Raw genomic sequence first — 17,093 nt, 5'->3', positions numbered from 1 at the left:
TGTTTTATTGGAAAACAAAGGCAGAGTGCGGGGAGATCTTCATGAAAAAATACCGGACATTATTATTTGATGTTGATGATACATTATTAGATTTTACTGCAGCAGAAAACGAAGCGTTGCGCTTGCTCTTTGAGGAACAAAATATACCCTTGACCACTGAAATGGAAGCCGATTATAAGAAAATAAATCAAAGACTATGGAAGTCCTTTGAAGAAGGAAAAATAGATCGTGATGAGGTAGTGAATACTCGTTTTTCAATTTTATTTATGGAATATGGTCAAGTCGTTGACGGGGCATCATTAGAAAAGAGCTATCGCAGTTATTTAGAAGAGGGACATCAGCTTGTTAATGGAGCATTTGAATTGATATCAGACCTACAAAATCAATATGACTTATATATTGTTACAAATGGTGTTTCCAAGACTCAGGATAAACGCTTACGTGCTTCAGGATTACATCCGATATTTAAAGATATTTTTGTTTCCGAGGACACAGGCTTCCAAAAGCCGATGAAGGAATATTTTGATTTTGTCTTTGCGCGAATTCCTCATTTCTCTGTGGAACAGACATTAATTATTGGAGATTCCTTAAGCTCGGATATTAAAGGTGGACAGCTAGCGGGGCTTGACACATGTTGGTTCAACCCTCAAATGATGCCTAATGATACTGGAATTGTTCCAACCTATCAAATCCAAAAGCTTGATGAACTGTATCGAATTATTGGATAATGCTACGACAATACTAAATTAATCGTCCTATTTCATTTATAAGAAACTATGAAGATATTATTAAAAATGCTCGATACTGAAATTTAGGGGTCAGTCCTCCACCACAAATAAATGGTGGGGACTGACCCCTAAATCAAGTAAGCGGTAATATATTGAGTTTAAAGAATCGAAATATGTACCAATGGTACGTTTTCGGTTCTTTTTTATTGAGTAGACATATCCAATACGGACAATGCTTCGATAATAAATACACATTCATCGGCATTGGACCGCTCACTAGTAGATTTTTTTAATAAGTCTTGGTAAGAGAGGGTTTCCAAGGCTGGCTAATTTAATGTCAGGCGCCAAAAAAAATATATTGACAAAAATATTTATTTGTGCTATAATTATATGTTTATTGACGAAATGTTTTATCCGCTGTATGATGAACTCCTGGCTATATTTTAGCTGGGAGTTTTTTGCTTTCTAAAAAAAGGAGGGAATTTTTTTGGAAAATAAAACGGAAAGTTTAACGGCGTTAGTCAGCTGCTTTGCCAGGGCATATCATGCGTCGAACAGCAGTCAGCCAATTTTTAATGATGTTATCGCCAGTTATCTGTTGAAAGAGGAAGAAAAGCAGTTAATCGCCAGCAATTGGGCTAATGCCATTGCCTTTTTTGATCCGGGAAAAAGTGAAACCTTGAAGACGTTTGCTGAAAAATTACAGTGGGTGATGAATAATCAAACAATTCCTCAACTAGTAAGCCGGGCAAGGTATGCGGAAGACGGACTGAAGTCTGCTATCGCACGAGGCGTAAGCCAATATGTCATTCTAGGGGCAGGATACGATACATTTGCCTATCGTCAGAAAAATTTGCCGGAAGATTTTATCATCTATGAGGTAGACCACCCCGCAACCCAAGCATTTAAAATAAACCGCCTTCAAGAAATGGGAATTGAAATTCCTGCAAATGTAAAATTTGTTCCAGTGGATTTTAAACATGATTCCTTACGCAACGAGCTGAAAAAAAGTGGCTATGACGAACAAAAATATTCCTATTTTAGTTTGTTAGGTGTTGTGATGTATTTAGATAAAGGAGATTTTTTTAACCTCCTATCCACTATTGCGGAGATGTCCGTGAACGGAAGTTCGTTCGTATTTGATTATCTCGACGATATGGCTTTTAGTGATCATGTGGCATCGAAGAAATTAATTCAAATGCGGCAAATTACCGCTCAAACAGGTGAACCAATGGTTACCGGCTTTGATCCGTTTGAACTAGACCGGGAACTGCAGGATTGTAATATGCTAGTTTATGAAAATCTCTCTCCAGTAAATATAGAAGAATTGTACTTCGAGGGCAGGGAAGATGGATTACACGCTTTTGACCATTTTCATTTTGCTCATTTAGTCGTTCATAAATAATCAGGACCTGTAAACATCGTTCAATTTATTTTGAACGATGTTTTTTTCACTTTCCTGCCTTCTCTGAATAGGAATGGCAATCAGAAAATACGAACAGTGCCAAGCACTGTTCGTATTTTACGGAGAAGTCAAGCTCCTGAAATTAGGAATATAAGCGGCAAGATACCGAATGCTATGTTAACAAAGAAATGACAAACAATCAGAGGAAACAATCTCTTTTGCTTATAAAAGATGATGCCACTGCCAATTCCCCAGACAAAGAAAGCTGCTGCATAAACAACAGCTCCGCTTAAACTAACAGCTAAAATAAGGTGTTGTAAAGCAAAGCCAACAGCTGGAATTAATATTCCAAGCCACACTTTTTTATAATGCTTGATAAATAATGGTTGGGCATAGCCTCGGTACATTAACTCTTCCATCGGTGCGTTTAAAAAAGGAAAAATGAGAGATAGGCATGCTGTTAACCATATAAGCCATCTAGGACGTGGAAAAGTAAAGATTTCTTCATTTCCATTAAAAACGGATTGAAAATGCTGGAATAATTCGGTTCCATACATAATAAACATGGCTCCGAGAACAGTCAATACGAATGGAACATACAAAACTAACAGCCAAAACATACCGGAGAAAATATCTTTTATCAAACAGTCTGAACGAAAATCGATTAGTTCTTTAATGGAACGACCTTCTTTCGTTAACAGACGATGTAAAAGGAAAAAACATAGCACATTGACGACAGTAAAGTAAACGTTTGAAAATTCAGGTAAATAAGGAAAGTGAAATGGTAAACCGAATATTTTTAACATCAAAAAGAGAAGCAACAAAACAATGACCAGCAAAGGGAACCGGATAAATGAGGCAAGCCATGCATTTTTCATCAATTTAACACCCCTTATCAAAATATTCAGATACAATTATATTCATGATTACCGATTATTTTTGAAAAGGAAAGAAATAACAAATATTGTTTTCGGAAATGCAACCATTTATTTTCGTTAAACGAGGTTATTATGAAGGGGGGAACAACAGGGGAGCTTGATCGATCAGGTTTATCAAGAATATGTCTAGGAAAGAAGGCGGCTTAATGATTTCAAGCTGTCTTTATTCTTAATAAAAAATGTAAAAACAGTAAAGAATTTTCTTCAATGGACATACTGTATGATAACCATTTCCATTGAGGTGATTAAGTTGGGGATTTTCGCTAAGGTATCAAATCTATGTTGGGAAGGCCTTACATTAAAACATATTTCCCACAAAGAAATTGTTATTCCATATTTATTGTTTGTTGTAACGGCATTATTGTTTGAATTATTTTTGGTGGTATTATTTAGCATATCTTGTTTTGTTTTTTATTTTTATGGATATAGTCCAGACTTTGTCTATTATGTAAGTGGTGCAATTTTGTTATTCATATTGGTTATAACAGCTTCAATAATAATAACAATCATAGTAAGACATAAAATGATTTTCATGAAGAACGCCTCCGAATCTAGTTTTAGAGTTCTTGGAGACTAAAATCGGAAAGGTAGAGAGAAGTAGATTTCTAGTGACCGAGAGTAAAAAAAGAAAGAGCGTTCCATTGACCGGAAAGAGCAAAAAAGGGCTTCTGATGGGTAGAAACGCATTTCATACTAGTCAGCCCTTCATATGAATGAAGGGCTAAAAGTGTATTACAATTAATTTTCACGTAAGTTAAGTACCAAGTTCCTCTTAGGATGAGGACAGTGGTAAAACATACGAACAGTGCTAGGCACTGTTCGTATGTTGGTTAATTAATATTATATGTGACAGCCTGTGATTTTTCTTTTTTCTTAACGAGAACCAAAATGGAAGGTAACAGCATGCCGCGCACTAAAAATGTATCCATTAATACGCCTAAAGCCATGGTCAATCCGAATAAAAATAGTTCTTGTAATGGTTGTGTCATTAATACAGCGAAGGTTGCTGCTAAAATGATACCAGCTGATGAAATTACCCCTCCAGTTAAGGCTACGCCGTTGCCAACCGCTTCTTTCCATGAATACTTTTGAGCCTCTTCTTTAATACGCGATACAAGCATGATGTTGTAATCCACGCCAAGCGCAACCATGAATACAAATGTGTAAACAGGTAACCGATAACTGATTGAGTCGTACCCCAAGATATTATGGAAAATAATCCAGCCGAATCCAAGGGTTGATACATATGACAATAGAATTGTCGCCATCATTAGGAGAGGCATCAGTATCGAACGAGTTTGTATCCCGAGCATGATGGTGATTAACATTGTGACTAGAGAGAATAGGATGATCGTATCTCTTTGATTCATGACTCGGATATCTAATTGTTCGGCCGTTTGTCCAGCATAGTGTAACTGGTAGCTGCTGGCTGAAAGGCCGCTTTCACTGAGAAGTTTCTTATCTTGATCGTGGAGCTTTTGAACAGTCTCAAGTGCACCAACATCATATGGATTATCTTTTAATACTAACTGCAGTTTAACTGCCTTTTTATTTTCTCCAATAAAGCCATGTGGAAGCTTCGTAGGATCCTTGATCATTTCTTCTGTTATTCCCTGGCTGATTGAATCAACCCCATTAGTATTCTTTAATTTTGCTTCAAGGGTTTTGACACTTTTTAAAAATTTATCATCTAAAACGATTTGGTCATCCTTTGTTAATATAACCGTGACCGGTGCTAATTGCCCTGCAGGATAATGTTTTTCTAATAATTCAAAGCCTTGGCGGGAAGAAAGTTCTTCCGGGAACGACTTCATAATATTAAATGAATAATGGATGGAAGTCGTATTGAATGCACCGGCAAGCAATGTAATCAAAAGAATACCAGTTAATATGGCAGGGCGTTTCATTACTTGCTGACTTACTTTGTGCCAAAAACCAGTTTTCTTTTTTACCGTTTCATCAACCTTCGGAATAAATGGCCAAAATGCTTTTCGACCTACTAAGGCAAAAATGCTTGGTATTAATGTTAGTCCTGCAGCAAGAATAAAGACCATTGCTACAGAAAATACAGGAGCAAAATGGTTATATGGCATAAATACCGTTGTAAAAAGTGTTAATACTGCAAGAAGGACTGTACCACCGCTGAATAAGATTGGCTCTGAGACATGATGAATCGCTTCTCCCATAGCGTCGAATTTTGAAGAGTATTTTTTTAACTCTTCGCGATAGCGGGAGAAAATAAACAGACTATAATCTGTTAATACAGCAAACAGTAGGACGAGCATAATTGAGATAGCCGAACTGTCGAGCACAAACCAATCATTTTTTCCTGCAATGCCTAATACCCGGTCGACGACTTGATACACTATCGCTGCAATGATCAATGGAATAATTGCTAACAAAGGAGAGCGATAAATGATCAATAATGTAACAAATATTAAAGCAATGGTGGCCATCATTAGCACAAAGTCGGCATTTTTAAAAATAGAGATGGTATCTGAGGCGATTCCTGCCGGCCCTGTGATTTTGACCTGTAAACTTCCTAATTTCATTTCTTTTAGTTTTTGATTCAGTTCTGTAATGACCTGATTGGCATCATGTGAATCTGTGTTCTCTTTTAAGGTGAAATTTAGCAGAAGTGTAGTCCCATCCTTTGAAAACATTTGATCCTGTACAGGTGCAGGAAATTGATGGAAAGGAAGCGAACTTTCCACGTTTTTCGGTTTATCATTTGAACTGAGCCATTTACTGATTTCGGTTATCTTTTCCCGATCCTTAGCAGTGATTTTATCATCACGATGAATGACCAGTAATCCTGTTAAGCCCTCTTTAGAGGGAAATTGTTCTTTTAATATTTGATTGGCCATTGCGGAAGGTGTATCTTTTTTTACACTTCCTTCTTTACTGCTCACGGAATATTGTTTTGCAGAGGGTGCCAGTGCGCTCAATATGATAACAGCCGCAATCCAAATGAAAAGAACCACTTTTGCACCGCGTTTACTACTTGAAAATTTAACTAAACTTTTTAACGGGTTAAGCATGTTATTCAACTCCTTAGCAAATTTTTCCTTCATCATAAGCGCTGATTGTGAATGGAGTGTGAATAACAGATTAAAAATGGATTATTGTGAAGGTGGTCAAGAGTGAGTAGCAAAGGAATTTTTTTAGGATAAATTTGTATCTACCTCTTTAAAATATGAAACATTAAGCTTCATTTTTCGTAGATACTGATATGGAAGGATGGTGTGCCAATTGAGCAGATACTCGATTGAAGAATTCATTAAACAAACGGAGCAAGAGGATAAGGGAGAAGGCTTCTTTGAATTAGAGACGCCTCGGATGTTGGAAGTAAACCTTGACGGACAAGTATGGGCCAAGGCAGGATCAATGGTAGCTTACCATGGAGAAATGAAATTTGTTCGAGAAGGAATTTTGGAGCACGGTCTTGGAACGGCGTTTAAAAAGGCATTAACGGGAGAAGGTGCCTCGTTAATGAAAGCCAATGGCAAAGGAAAATTATATCTCGCTGATGGTGGTAAAAAGATCATTATCCTAAATTTACAAAATGACTCAATCTTCATTAATGGTAATGATTTACTCGCATTTGAACCAAGTATTAAGTGGCAGATTAAATTAATGAAACGAATTGCTGGGATGATGTCTGGCGGCTTATTTAATGTCCGTTGTGAAGGAACTGGTATGATTGCTTTTACCACTCATTATGAACCGCTCACATTAAAAGTTACACCAGGACAGCCAGTGATTACCGATCCAAATGCTACTGTAGCTTGGTCCGGGAATCTCCAGCCGGTCATTCAAACTGATATTAGTTTTAAGACATTTCTTGGAAGAGGAAGCGGCGAGTCGATTCAAATGAGGTTCGAGGGTGAAGGATTTGTGGTTGTTCAGCCTTTTGAAGAGGTCTATAGGGTGGAGAAAAGTTAATCTAGATTAATTGGGGAACCGTTTAGAAAATATAAGCGGTTCTTTGACTTTTTTAACCTATTTCGCACAAGGGGTTGTTGTGTTGGAAGCTTTGGGGGCATTGAGGACAAAACTGGTTAAAACATCTAGAAAAGTGTCCTTAAAGGCATCTTAAGGACGAAAAACTCGAGTGCAATGGTGAATCTGTCTAATAGAAGAGTCGTAAAGGACAAAAGGCTCAATCGCTATGGTGACCCTGTCTAATAGGAGAGTTCTAAAGGACAAAAGGCTCGAGTGCTATGGTGAACCTGTCTAATAGGAGAGGTCTAAAGGACAAAAGGCTCGAGTGCTATGGTGATTCTGTCTAATAGGAGAGTTCTAAAGGACAAAAGGCTCGAGTGCTATGGTGATTCTGTCTAATAGGAGAGTTCTAAAGGACAAAAGTCTCGAGCGCTATGGTGATTCTGTCTAATAGAAAAGTCGTAAAGGACAAAAGACTCGAGAGCGCCGGAGAAATTGTCTAATAGGAGAGCGCTAAAGGACAAAAACGCCGAGAGTCCCGGAGAAATTGTCTAATAGGAGAAGTCCTAAAGGACAAAAACGCCGAGAGCGCCGGAGAAATTGTCTAATAGGAGAGCACTAAAGGACAAAAGCCCCGGGTGCCCCTGGAAAATTGTCTAATAGAAGATTCCTAAAAGACAAAACGCTTGAGAGCCCCGGAGCAATTGTCCAATAGAAGAGCGCTAAAGGACAAAAGTCTCGAGAGCCCCGGAGCAATTGTCTAATAGAAGATTCCTAAAAGACAAAACGCTTGAGAGCCCCGGAGCAATTGTCCAATAGAAGAGCGCTAAAGGACAAAACCCCCGAGAGCCCCGGAGACCCCGTCTAATAGAAGGTCTATAGTGAAAAGTAGTAAACACACACCTCGGAAAATAAGATTTTGCATGGGTCCTATTTTCACTCGTAAAAAACCCATCTACGATCCCCGATAATCTTAAAGTTTCTCCTAAGAATCCTACTTATTCTCTTCTTAGACTCAACCACCCTGCACCAATCATGTATCACATGGGTTGTAATTTTCCAATCTGGAAATAGGAGCTTAAACTCCTCCACACTCCGCAATACAGCAGATTCAACCTCTTCTTCGTGACCGCATTCGCCACAAACACAATTCTTGCCACGGACAAAAATCGAAAAGGAATGGCACACTTCACAAGTGATACCCTTTCGTAGCTGGTCATAATTATAGGTTAGCAACTTGGGATAAGGAGATTCTTCAATATGAAGTGAAATTAATTTGTCAGCTAGTTTCTCGTGCTTTCCATTTAGTTTTGAAGGGGTCGTGTTTATTTTTTTTAAATAACGATTAGTCTGAGTTGGAAAAATAATTGGCTCGTTACGGGGTGCTTGGTATAGGGTAAACTCGGGGTTGATATAGACCACCCATGCCTCAATGGGTAAATAAAGCCCGAGATTTTGGAGCAGTTGGCGGATCAGGGATGTGCTTCGTTTCAACTGGAGAAGTGGATCCTTTCGTTCGGTACCATTTGAGGAATAGAACCTTTGATTTTCGTAATAGTAATCGCCTTCAAAGTTTTTAACTTCGTTCATGTAAATAGTTTGTTGTGTAATGATCAATGAATCAATTTGGAACTTGGTATTGTTGACCTCAAGCAACAACCCGTTTAATATCAAACAATTGCACTTAAGCTTTTCTGTCAATGAATTAAACATCACCTCACCTTTATAGCCTTTTTTAAGACTTAAATAGTTTTGCTTGTCATCTTTAGGCAAATTCATCCGTGTGTTTAAAAAGCCTAGAATGATTAAGTCAGGAGGTTTAGTAAGCGGTTTTTTATTCATATGGCACAACCTTTCTAATTTTTTACATTCCAATTTCATTTTATAAAAAAATACAGTTGCTGTTAGACTATATGAATGAATATTTTGTTAACGTTTTTTTCAATTATTTAGAAAATTCTTGGCAGAATCGCATCCAGGTTGCTATTATTTTCCTCTATGACTCTAATAAGAAGGGAAGGGGAAACGAATTGATCCACGTAGAAGGCATAAGCAAATCCTTCAAGATTGCCAAGCGCCAGACTGGATTGCTCCAGGCCCTTTACCGCCTACTGTAATTCTCGTTCCATTCTATTGGTTGGCAAGTGGAATTTCTGGCCTAGAAAGATTAAGGTGCATAAAGTAAGCGAAAATAAGTAAACCAAAAGAAAACCTAATCACGTGATTGGGTTTTCTTCTTTTTAGGGACGCTGGATTTTCAAACACTTTAGAGAAAAATTTGAAACGAAATACAGGCTATGCTATAGTAAAATTATAAGTAATTGACCGAAAAACTAAATTAGTCAAAAAGGAGGGTAGTTTGCATGGCACCCGACAGAAGAAAGATGATTGTTGAAGCGGCGACAAAATCCTTTTCATTATTTGGCTATAAAGCAACGACAATGGATCAGGTTGCAAAGCTTGCCAATGTAGGAAAAGGAACGATTTATACTTTTTTTAAAAATAAAGAAGAATTATTTGAAGAGATTATTTCCTCGATAGTGAAAGAAATGATTGTGGAAGCAGATGCAGCCATCCAGCCAAATTTACCGTTTACGGAAAATGTTCATCGGGCCCTATATCGCCTATTAGAATTTCGTTCCCAACATCAGCTCATGATTAAGCTGGTTCAAGAGGAAGCGGAGATGGGAACATTAGCGGTTTCAGAAATGCTACAGCATGTGGAAAATGAGATCGTTGTTTACTTGAAGCAAAAAATTGAATTAGCAATTACAAAGGGAGCCATCCCGCCGGCTAACACCGAAATTACAAGTTATCTCCTTTTAAAAATGTATATCGCTCTTGTTTCCGATTGGGAGAGAAATCATGCACCGTTAAGCTCGGAGCAAATCGCCGATATTATGAAGGTGTTTTTATTGCAAGGGCTTCCGAGGTAATGGTTTTTAGTTGAAAATGTATGATTGTATAAAAGCTATGAAGAAATGTACAAAACCTTTTGAAAAAAGTGTACAAAAGCCCATAGAAAATGTACAAAACACCTTTGAATATATACAAAACTCATAAGAAACTCGAAAAAAAACAGACTTGTGTTATTAGCTACACAAGTCTGTTTGCGTTTATTTTTGCATTTCTAGCCATTCGTCACGAAGAATCCCCATAATCACACGGTCGTATTTCTTCCCATCGCGAAGAACAGCGTCTCTCATCTGTCCTTCCACCTTAAAACCAACCTTTTCATAAGCTTTAATCGCTTGAAGGTTATAGGAGATAACGTCTAGACCGACGCGATTCAGGTTCAATTCATAAAAAGCATAGCGAAGCATTAAGTTTAAGGCATCGGTTCCATAGCCCTTGCCACGATATTCCGGATTTCCAATTCCAATCGCCAGCAAACATGCCTGATTGTTCCATTCCATACCGTGAAGAGCGACAAAGCCAATTAACCTGTCATCCTCAATCGTACGCAGTCTGAACTCGAAATTACTCGAACCGTGGCCTTTAGCTGAGTCATGTTCTCTTAAGGCATCAACCGACTTCGGTACTGCAAAATCGGTATCAACCTTTCGTAAATAATCACTATTTGCTTGCCACTTGGCCATTTCCGCTGCATCTGAATCTCTTGAAGCGGTTAATTTGACCAGTTTTCCTGTAAATAAATCATGGATCATCATCATTAGTTCCCCCTACTATTTATTGGGGGCAGTCAGCGCATCTTTCAGGCTATCCTAGGCCCCCGGTTTTACCAGTGATTTTGGATTCCTTCAATGAGCGATAGCATAGGCACATCTCCTCGAATTTAAAGTAACTTAATTATAAGACTTTGTTGAAGATTCAGCAATCTTCATTTTACCTTTACTACTGATGGTATACTCTTCCATTAGGCACAAAAAGGTTCCAAACAGGAAAAGAACCACGGAAGCGGCCGTTATTCCGATTCCAAGCCATAAAAAAATAGTGTAACCGCTTGCAAAAAGGCTGAATAAAAGAAAAATTAGTCCAAATCCACCTCCAAAGAAGGCTGCCGTTTTAAAGGGTTGTAAATTCTTTAAGTGTTCTTCTTGCATTCCCTTAACTCCTTTGTTACTGAATATTCTACCAATTGTCACAAAATTGTCAAACTTTTTTGAAATAAAAGAAGGGGTCTAAAAAAGTTTTAGACCCCAAAAAATTATTGTCTTTTAGTAAGGTTTTCCTGTGCCATTTTGACAAGCTCACGGACCATGCTGCCGCCTAGTCTGCCGCCAACCTTTCCGGCCTGTTCAGATGTAAGCTGACCGTTATAGCCTTTTTTCAAGGGAACACCCACTTCTTGGGCTGCTTCAAATTTCGCCTCTTCTGGGCTCCTGGCATGTGCGACTTTTGCTTTCAACGCATCTAAACCATTTCTTGCTTCAGGAACAAGTATTTTATTTTTTCTCGCCATTATAATCCCTCCTTTACTGTTAGGATTACCAGAGCAAAAAAAATCATCAATGAGGGCTAGATAAATCCTAATCTTTCCAGTATAATAACTGGTAATCAAGTTGGAAAAATCAATGAAAAAGAGAGTAATTATCTAGGATGTTTTAGCGAATCAGGGGTGGTGCAAGCCTGATACGGATCAGATAATGAAGCGCACTTTTGAGATGCCTGCCTGAAACTAGTAGGGTAAGTCGGAGAATGCTCCGTTACAAAGGGAAAGCAGGTTCTTTTTGAACAATTAGAGTGGTACCGCGGGATATTCAAACTCTCGTCTCTTTTTATAGAGACGGGAGTTTTTTGTATTTATATATAGAAAATAAGGAGGTCATTTTAAATGAATTTTAAGAAGGAGCTTGCAACTGTTCTTTTTGAACTGCTTGGACAAGAGATATCATTGACTGAACTGGAACTTATGATTGAAAAACCGAAAATTGCTTCACGCGGTGATTTAGCCTTTCCATGTTTTACATTAGCAAAGTTAAAAAGAAAGTCACCTAATTTGATTGCGCTAGAACTAGGTGAAAAGATTCAATCCCCAACTTTTGAAAAAATTGAAGTGGTGGGGGCGTACCTTAATATATTTTTAAATAAAAAAGAAGTTTCAGAAAAAATTGTCGGCGAAATTATAAAGAAAAAAGCCCTTTTCGGATCACAAGAATTAGAGGGCGGAGGCAATGTCACAATTGACATGTCATCACCAAATATCGCCAAGCCTTTCTCGATGGGGCATTTGCGCTCAACTGTTATCGGAAACGCGTTAGCTTTTATTGTGGAGAAATGCGGATATGAACCAATTAAAATCAACCATCTAGGTGACTGGGGTACACAGTTTGGAAAGTTAATTACAGCCTATAAATTATGGGGCGATGCTGAAAAGGTAAAACAAAACCCTATCAAGGAGCTATTAGCCTTATATATTAAATTCCATGAAGTAGCGGAAATGGACCCGTCACTTGAAGACCAAGGGCGCAGCTGGTTTAAAAAACTTGAAGATGGCGATGAGGAAGCATTACAGCTTTGGCAATGGTTCCGTGACGAATCCCTAAAGGAATTTTCAAGAATTTACGACTTGATGAACGTGCAATTTGATTCCTATGCCGGCGAAGCATTTTACAATGATAAAATGGATCGGGTCGTCAAGCTTCTTGAGGAGAAACAACTCCTGATTGAATCTGATCAGGCACAGGTGGTAGAGTTGACTGACGAACAACTGCCGCCATGCCTGATTAAAAAGTCAGACGGCGCCACACTTTATGCGACCCGCGATTTAGCAGCCGCCCTCTATCGTAAGGAAAACTACAAGTTTGCAAAATCCTTATATGTTGTGGGCCATGAGCAAAGCCTTCACTTTAAACAGCTAATCGCTGTGCTAAAAAAGATGGGCTATGCATGGGCTGAGAAAATGGTTCATGTTCCGTTTGGGATGATGTTAAAGGATGGCAAGAAAATGTCGACGCGTAAAGGCAAGGTAGTTTTACTCGAAGAAGTGTTAACAGAGTCGATTGCGATGGCACGCCACAATATTGAAGAAAAAAATCCAAACCTGGCAAACAAAGACGGAGTGGCCAAACAAGTGGGTGTCGGAGCGGTAATTTTCCACGACTTAAAGAACAATCGCATGAACGACATCGAATTTTCCTTAGAGGAAATGCTGCGCTTTGAAGGCGAAACAGGCCCATACGTTCAGTATACATTTGCCCGGGCATGTTCTATTTTACGAAAAGGAAATTGGCAGACTGATGTACCTCCTGCAGCATATCTTTCTGGTTGGGAAAAGGAGTGGAAAGTAACAAGCTTGCTTATGGAATTCCCAAATGCGATTAAACGGGCATGTGAAAACCTTGACCCGTCGCAGGTGGCCAAATATGTGGTTGACCTTGCTCAAGCCTTCAATAAATATTATGCAGAAGTTAAAGTTCTTGAAGAAAATGTGGAGCGGTCAGCACGCTTAGCCCTTGTTTACAGTGTAACCGTCGTCCTAAAAGAGGGCTTGCGATTATTGGGAATCGAAGCACCCGAAGAAATGTAAGTTTGTTTAGTTTCATAATTGGCTTAATATGGTATAAACTATAGCTAGGCAAATCAGAGGGGGTTAAAAGAAATGAGTGAATTATTATTTAAAAGCTTTGAGGTAACGAGGAGATATTTCGTGAAAAACGTGGAAATGCTGGATGAAGGTCTAGTGGATGTGCTGCCTGAAGGTTTTAACAATACGATTCACTGGCATGTTGGCCACATATTAACCGTCGCAGAGCAATTTATGTTTGGTTTCCCAAAAAAATCGACTAACCTACCAGCAAACTATATCGAGTTATTTGCGACAGGAACTAAGCCGGCTGATTGGCATGGTGATGTTCCATCGGTACAGGAATTGACGGCACAGTTAAAAGAGCAAATCAAGAGAATCAAAGAAATTCCAGAGGGAAGTTTTAACGAAAGGCTGAAAACTCCATTCCTAGGGCTAGAAACTTTTGGCGAACTTGCCAACTTTGCGATTTTCCATGAATCCCTTCATTTAGGACAAATGCAGGCTATGAAACGCGTCATTGAAGCAGCTAATGCAAAATAATTTTTTGTGAAAGGTCGTTTCTACTAGTCGTAGAAACGATTTTTCATGGTCTGAAAAGAAATCATAAATTATCGACTTAGAGAATTGTCTAGCGCAACCGCCCTAGCGACTAGAGTGCTTCCTTCACCTCCCTACGATAAGTCAACATCGGTTCCCTTCGATTACCGTGTTTCCTTTATCTCAGTCGTTGTTTTTTTTTCGAGGAGCGCCTAGTAGCTTATGGACTTCTCTAAACGAAAGTTTGCGCTTTTCTTAATAAAAAAGAGAGGAAGACTTCATCTTATATGGAAAAACAGTTGAGGAAAGAGAAAATATGGACAAAAGACTTTGTTCTTATTTGTTTAGCTAATTTCTTTATCTTTCTTGGATTTCAAATGACGCTACCAACCATTCCTCTGTTTGTGGAAGATTTAGGCGGAAATGATCAATTGATCGGATTTGTGGTAGGGATCTTTACCTTTTCATCCTTACTGCTTCGACCATATGCGGGAAAGTCACTTGAAACAAAAGGAAGAGGCTTTGTTTATCTCATTGGTTTAGCCATTTTTGTCCTTTCAGTCGGATCCTTTGGGTTTTTAACCGGCATCGTTTTCTTATTTGCCATGCGCGTCATTCAAGGGGTTGGCTGGGGATTTTCCACTACGGCATCAGGAACGATTGCTACCGATTTAATCCCTGCTTCTAGAAGAGGAGAAGGAATGGGTTATTACGGACTATCAGGAAATCTGGCACTAGCATTTGGCCCATCTCTGGGGCTGATTTTAACCGGCATCATATCGTTTAAACAATTTTTCCTTATCTGTGCAGGATTAGGACTGATGGCTCTTTTGTTGTCATCTAAAATATCGTACAAAAAGGTCGAGCAAAAGCCGGCAAGGGCAAAGGCTAAACTTGATCTTTACGAAAAAGGTGCTTTGAAGCCTTCGATGCTGATGTTTTTTATCACAGTAACCTTTGGCGGGATTGCTGCCTTTCTCCCATTATATACGGCTGAAAAGCATATTGCCGGGATCCAATTGTATTTTTTACTCTACGCAATTGCACTGATGGTCACAAGGGCATTTGCAGGACAGCTTTATGATCGAAAAGGACATCAAGCCGTCTTTATTCCGGGAACATTGTTAATATTAACGGCAATGATTTTGTTATCGTGGCTCCCTAATAGCACAATTCTATTTGTAGCGGCTATTTTGTACGGTCTAGGCTTTGGAACGGTTCAGCCTGCCCTGCAGGCATGGTCTATTGAAAAAGTCCCAATCAACCGAAGAGGCATGGCGAATGCTACTTTCTATTCATTTTTCGATTTAGGTGTTGGCATAGGGGCGATGGTGTTTGGTCAGATTGGCCACCTTCTTGGTTACAGCAGCATTTATAGTACCTCAGCTGTCTCGATCTTCATTTCCATGCTACTCTATGTCTATTTCTTATATAAAGACCGGGTAACTGTGGCACAACAAGGATGATAAAAAGAGTTAGAATTAGCGCAATGGATTATGTTTTGTAAAGTTACTTAAAGGTATGGAGAAGGAAAGCCTCCATGCCTTTTTCTATCCTCTATGAATCAAAAGGTATAAAAAAAGGAAAAATACTATTTGATGAGAGCGAATATCCTGAATTTTACTACTTCCTTACAAAAGGTTGACACGTATGATGCACACTTCTATAATCAAGTTTATGTGTGAAAACGCTGTCGATTTTTGTCGAAAAATGTATATTTGTTCTTTCTTTACATCACAGAGATAACAACAGGAAAAGGAGAAAAATATTTTGAAATTTGTTTTGTTTTTGGCGGCATTGGTTGTAATCTTTTTGCTTGCCTTTCTGGTTAGTCGCGATAAAAAAGGGATAAAGTTTAAGCCGATTGCGATTATGCTCGGTTTGCAGCTGTTATTAGCTTATATACTGCTTAATACAGGAGTAGGGCTTATCATTATTAGAGGAGTATCAGGGTTATTTGAACATCTTCTAAACTATGCAGCTGAAGGAATAAACTTTGTATTCGGCGGAATGGCGATGAAAGGGGCAGCTCCCTTTTTCTTAAACGTTCTGATGCCGATTGTCTTTATTTCTGTTTTAATCGGAATTGCCCAATACATTAGAGTCCTTCCGATCATCATTCGTTTCCTTGGTTTCATTTTAAGTAAGGTGAATGGTCTTGGAAAATTAGAGTCTTATAATGCGGTAGCATCTGCTGTTTTTGGCCAGTCTGAGGTGTTTATTTCTGTGAAAAAACAGCTCCCCTACCTACCTGAACATCGTCTGTATACATTGTGCACCTCAGCGATGTCAACGGTTTCGGCATCGATTTTAGGGGCTTATATGACAATGGTTGAACCAAAATATGTGATTACCGCATTGGTATTAAACTTATTTGGCGGATTTATCATTGCCAATATTATTAATCCCTATGAAGTAACAGAACAAGAAGATATTATCGAAATTCATGAAACAGAAAAACAATCCTTTTTTGAAATGCTTGGGGAATATATTTTGGACGGATTCAAAGTGGCCATTATTGTCGGGGCGATGCTAATCGGTTTTGTTGCCTTGATCAGCATGATTAATCATCTATTTGCCGCGATTTTCGGCATCAGCTTCCAGATGGCGCTTGGTTATGTGTTCGCCCCACTCGCTTTTATCGTGGGGGTGCCTTCTTCAGAAGTAGTGAAGGCAGGAACAATTATGGCGACAAAATTGCTATCGAATGAATTCGTTGCGATGATGGACTTAGCAAAAATTACTGCTTCATTATCCAGCAGAACAGTGGGGATTATTTCTGTCTTCCTTGTTTCGTTTGCAAACTTTTCGTCGATTGGGATTATTACCGGGGCCGTGAAAGGCTTGAACGAAAAGAAAGGCAATCTTGTGGCAAAGTTTGGGCTTAAATTGCTTTATGGTGCAACACTTGTTAGCTTATTAGCAGCTGCGATTACAGGTTTAATGCTTTAATTTTATTAACAGCTACATGGTAGATCTAGGATAGTAGATCTAACCATGTGGTTTTTTTTTATTTGATCATAATGAATTTACTCATAATCCCCAAATCT

14 protein-coding genes and 1 other annotated feature are annotated in these 17,093 nt (G+C 38.7%); of the genes, 8 read left to right on the top strand and 6 right to left on the bottom strand.

Going from position 1 to position 17,093, the window contains the following annotated elements:
• Nucleotides 1-41: 41 nt before the first annotated feature.
• Both M5A78_RS08525 and M5A78_RS08520 read left to right on the top strand, forming a co-directional pair.
• Nucleotides 42-728 (top strand): YjjG family noncanonical pyrimidine nucleotidase, encoded by a 687-nt coding sequence (locus M5A78_RS08525; protein WP_248734857.1) that lies wholly within the window; start codon nt 42-44, stop codon nt 726-728.
• Between the two features lie 487 nt (nt 729-1,215).
• Nucleotides 1,216-2,133 carry a class I SAM-dependent methyltransferase gene (locus M5A78_RS08520; protein ID WP_248734856.1) on the top strand — a complete coding sequence of 306 codons (918 nt, stop codon included), beginning with the start codon at nt 1,216-1,218 and terminating at the stop codon, nt 2,131-2,133.
• Nucleotides 2,134-2,261: 128 nt separating this feature from the next.
• Here the strand turns inward: M5A78_RS08520 and M5A78_RS08515 are convergent, their stop codons facing one another.
• Nucleotides 2,262-3,011 (bottom strand): CPBP family intramembrane glutamic endopeptidase, encoded by a 750-nt coding sequence (locus M5A78_RS08515; protein WP_248734855.1) that lies wholly within the window; start codon nt 3,009-3,011, stop codon nt 2,262-2,264.
• A gap of 890 nt (nt 3,012-3,901) precedes the next feature.
• The gene (locus M5A78_RS08510) at nt 3,902-6,112 is read right to left on the bottom strand and encodes an MMPL family transporter (RefSeq protein WP_248734854.1); all 2,211 of its coding nucleotides are present in this window, start codon (nt 6,110-6,112) and stop codon (nt 3,902-3,904) included.
• A gap of 211 nt (nt 6,113-6,323) precedes the next feature.
• Between M5A78_RS08510 and M5A78_RS08505 the strand changes: the two genes are divergently transcribed.
• Nucleotides 6,324-7,016, top strand: coding sequence for an AIM24 family protein (locus tag M5A78_RS08505; protein WP_248734853.1), 693 nt, complete (start codon nt 6,324-6,326; stop codon nt 7,014-7,016).
• Nucleotides 7,017-7,952: 936 nt separating this feature from the next.
• Here the strand turns inward: M5A78_RS08505 and M5A78_RS08500 are convergent.
• On the bottom strand, nt 7,953-8,858 hold the full coding sequence (locus tag M5A78_RS08500) for a nuclease-related domain-containing protein (protein ID WP_248734852.1): 906 nt from the start codon (nt 8,856-8,858) through the stop codon (nt 7,953-7,955).
• Nucleotides 8,859-9,379: 521 nt separating this feature from the next.
• Between M5A78_RS08500 and M5A78_RS08495 the strand changes: the two genes are divergently transcribed.
• The gene (locus M5A78_RS08495) at nt 9,380-9,952 is read left to right on the top strand and encodes a TetR/AcrR family transcriptional regulator (protein ID WP_248734851.1); all 573 of its coding nucleotides are present in this window, start codon (nt 9,380-9,382) and stop codon (nt 9,950-9,952) included.
• Nucleotides 9,953-10,132: 180 nt separating this feature from the next.
• On the opposite strand, the gene M5A78_RS08490 is transcribed toward M5A78_RS08495, so the two are convergent.
• The 3 genes from M5A78_RS08490 to M5A78_RS08480 all read right to left on the bottom strand — a co-directional run bounded on the left by M5A78_RS08490 (nt 10,133) and on the right by M5A78_RS08480 (nt 11,439).
• Nucleotides 10,133-10,684 carry a GNAT family N-acetyltransferase gene (locus M5A78_RS08490; RefSeq protein WP_248734942.1) on the bottom strand — a complete coding sequence of 184 codons (552 nt, stop codon included), beginning with the start codon at nt 10,682-10,684 and terminating at the stop codon, nt 10,133-10,135.
• 138 nt (nt 10,685-10,822) lie between these two features.
• A complete protein-coding gene (locus M5A78_RS08485) occupies nt 10,823-11,080 on the bottom strand; it encodes a hypothetical protein (protein WP_248734850.1) in 258 nt (85 codons plus the stop codon).
• A gap of 104 nt (nt 11,081-11,184) precedes the next feature.
• On the bottom strand, nt 11,185-11,439 hold the full coding sequence (locus M5A78_RS08480) for an alpha/beta-type small acid-soluble spore protein (protein WP_248734849.1): 255 nt from the start codon (nt 11,437-11,439) through the stop codon (nt 11,185-11,187).
• A 103-nt stretch (nt 11,440-11,542) separates the two neighbouring features.
• Nucleotides 11,543-11,756 (top strand) — a binding site (T-box leader).
• Between the two features lie 55 nt (nt 11,757-11,811).
• On the opposite strand from M5A78_RS08480, the gene argS reads away from it, so the two are divergent.
• The 4 genes from argS (at nt 11,812) to M5A78_RS08460 (ending at nt 16,995) form a co-directional block, all read left to right on the top strand.
• Nucleotides 11,812-13,506 carry an arginine--tRNA ligase gene (gene argS, locus M5A78_RS08475; RefSeq protein ID WP_248734848.1) on the top strand — a complete coding sequence of 565 codons (1,695 nt, stop codon included), beginning with the start codon at nt 11,812-11,814 and terminating at the stop codon, nt 13,504-13,506.
• Between the two features lie 72 nt (nt 13,507-13,578).
• Nucleotides 13,579-14,046, top strand: a complete 468-nt coding sequence (locus M5A78_RS08470; protein WP_248734847.1) for a DinB family protein — start codon at nt 13,579-13,581, stop codon at nt 14,044-14,046.
• A 284-nt stretch (nt 14,047-14,330) separates the two neighbouring features.
• Nucleotides 14,331-15,509, top strand: a complete 1,179-nt coding sequence (locus M5A78_RS08465) for an MFS transporter (protein ID WP_248734846.1) — start codon at nt 14,331-14,333, stop codon at nt 15,507-15,509.
• Nucleotides 15,510-15,813: 304 nt separating this feature from the next.
• Nucleotides 15,814-16,995: a NupC/NupG family nucleoside CNT transporter gene (locus M5A78_RS08460; RefSeq protein ID WP_248734845.1), complete on the top strand. Its 1,182-nt coding sequence runs from the start codon at nt 15,814-15,816 to the stop codon at nt 16,993-16,995.
• Nucleotides 16,996-17,093: the final 98 nt, after the last annotated feature.

It is taken from the genome of Neobacillus rhizosphaerae, from assembly GCF_937468385.1.
Lineage (GTDB): Bacteria > Bacillota > Bacilli > Bacillales > Cytobacillaceae > Neobacillus > Neobacillus rhizosphaerae.
Note: the sequence above shows the minus strand (reverse complement) of the source record. Positions and strands in the feature narration are given on the sequence as shown.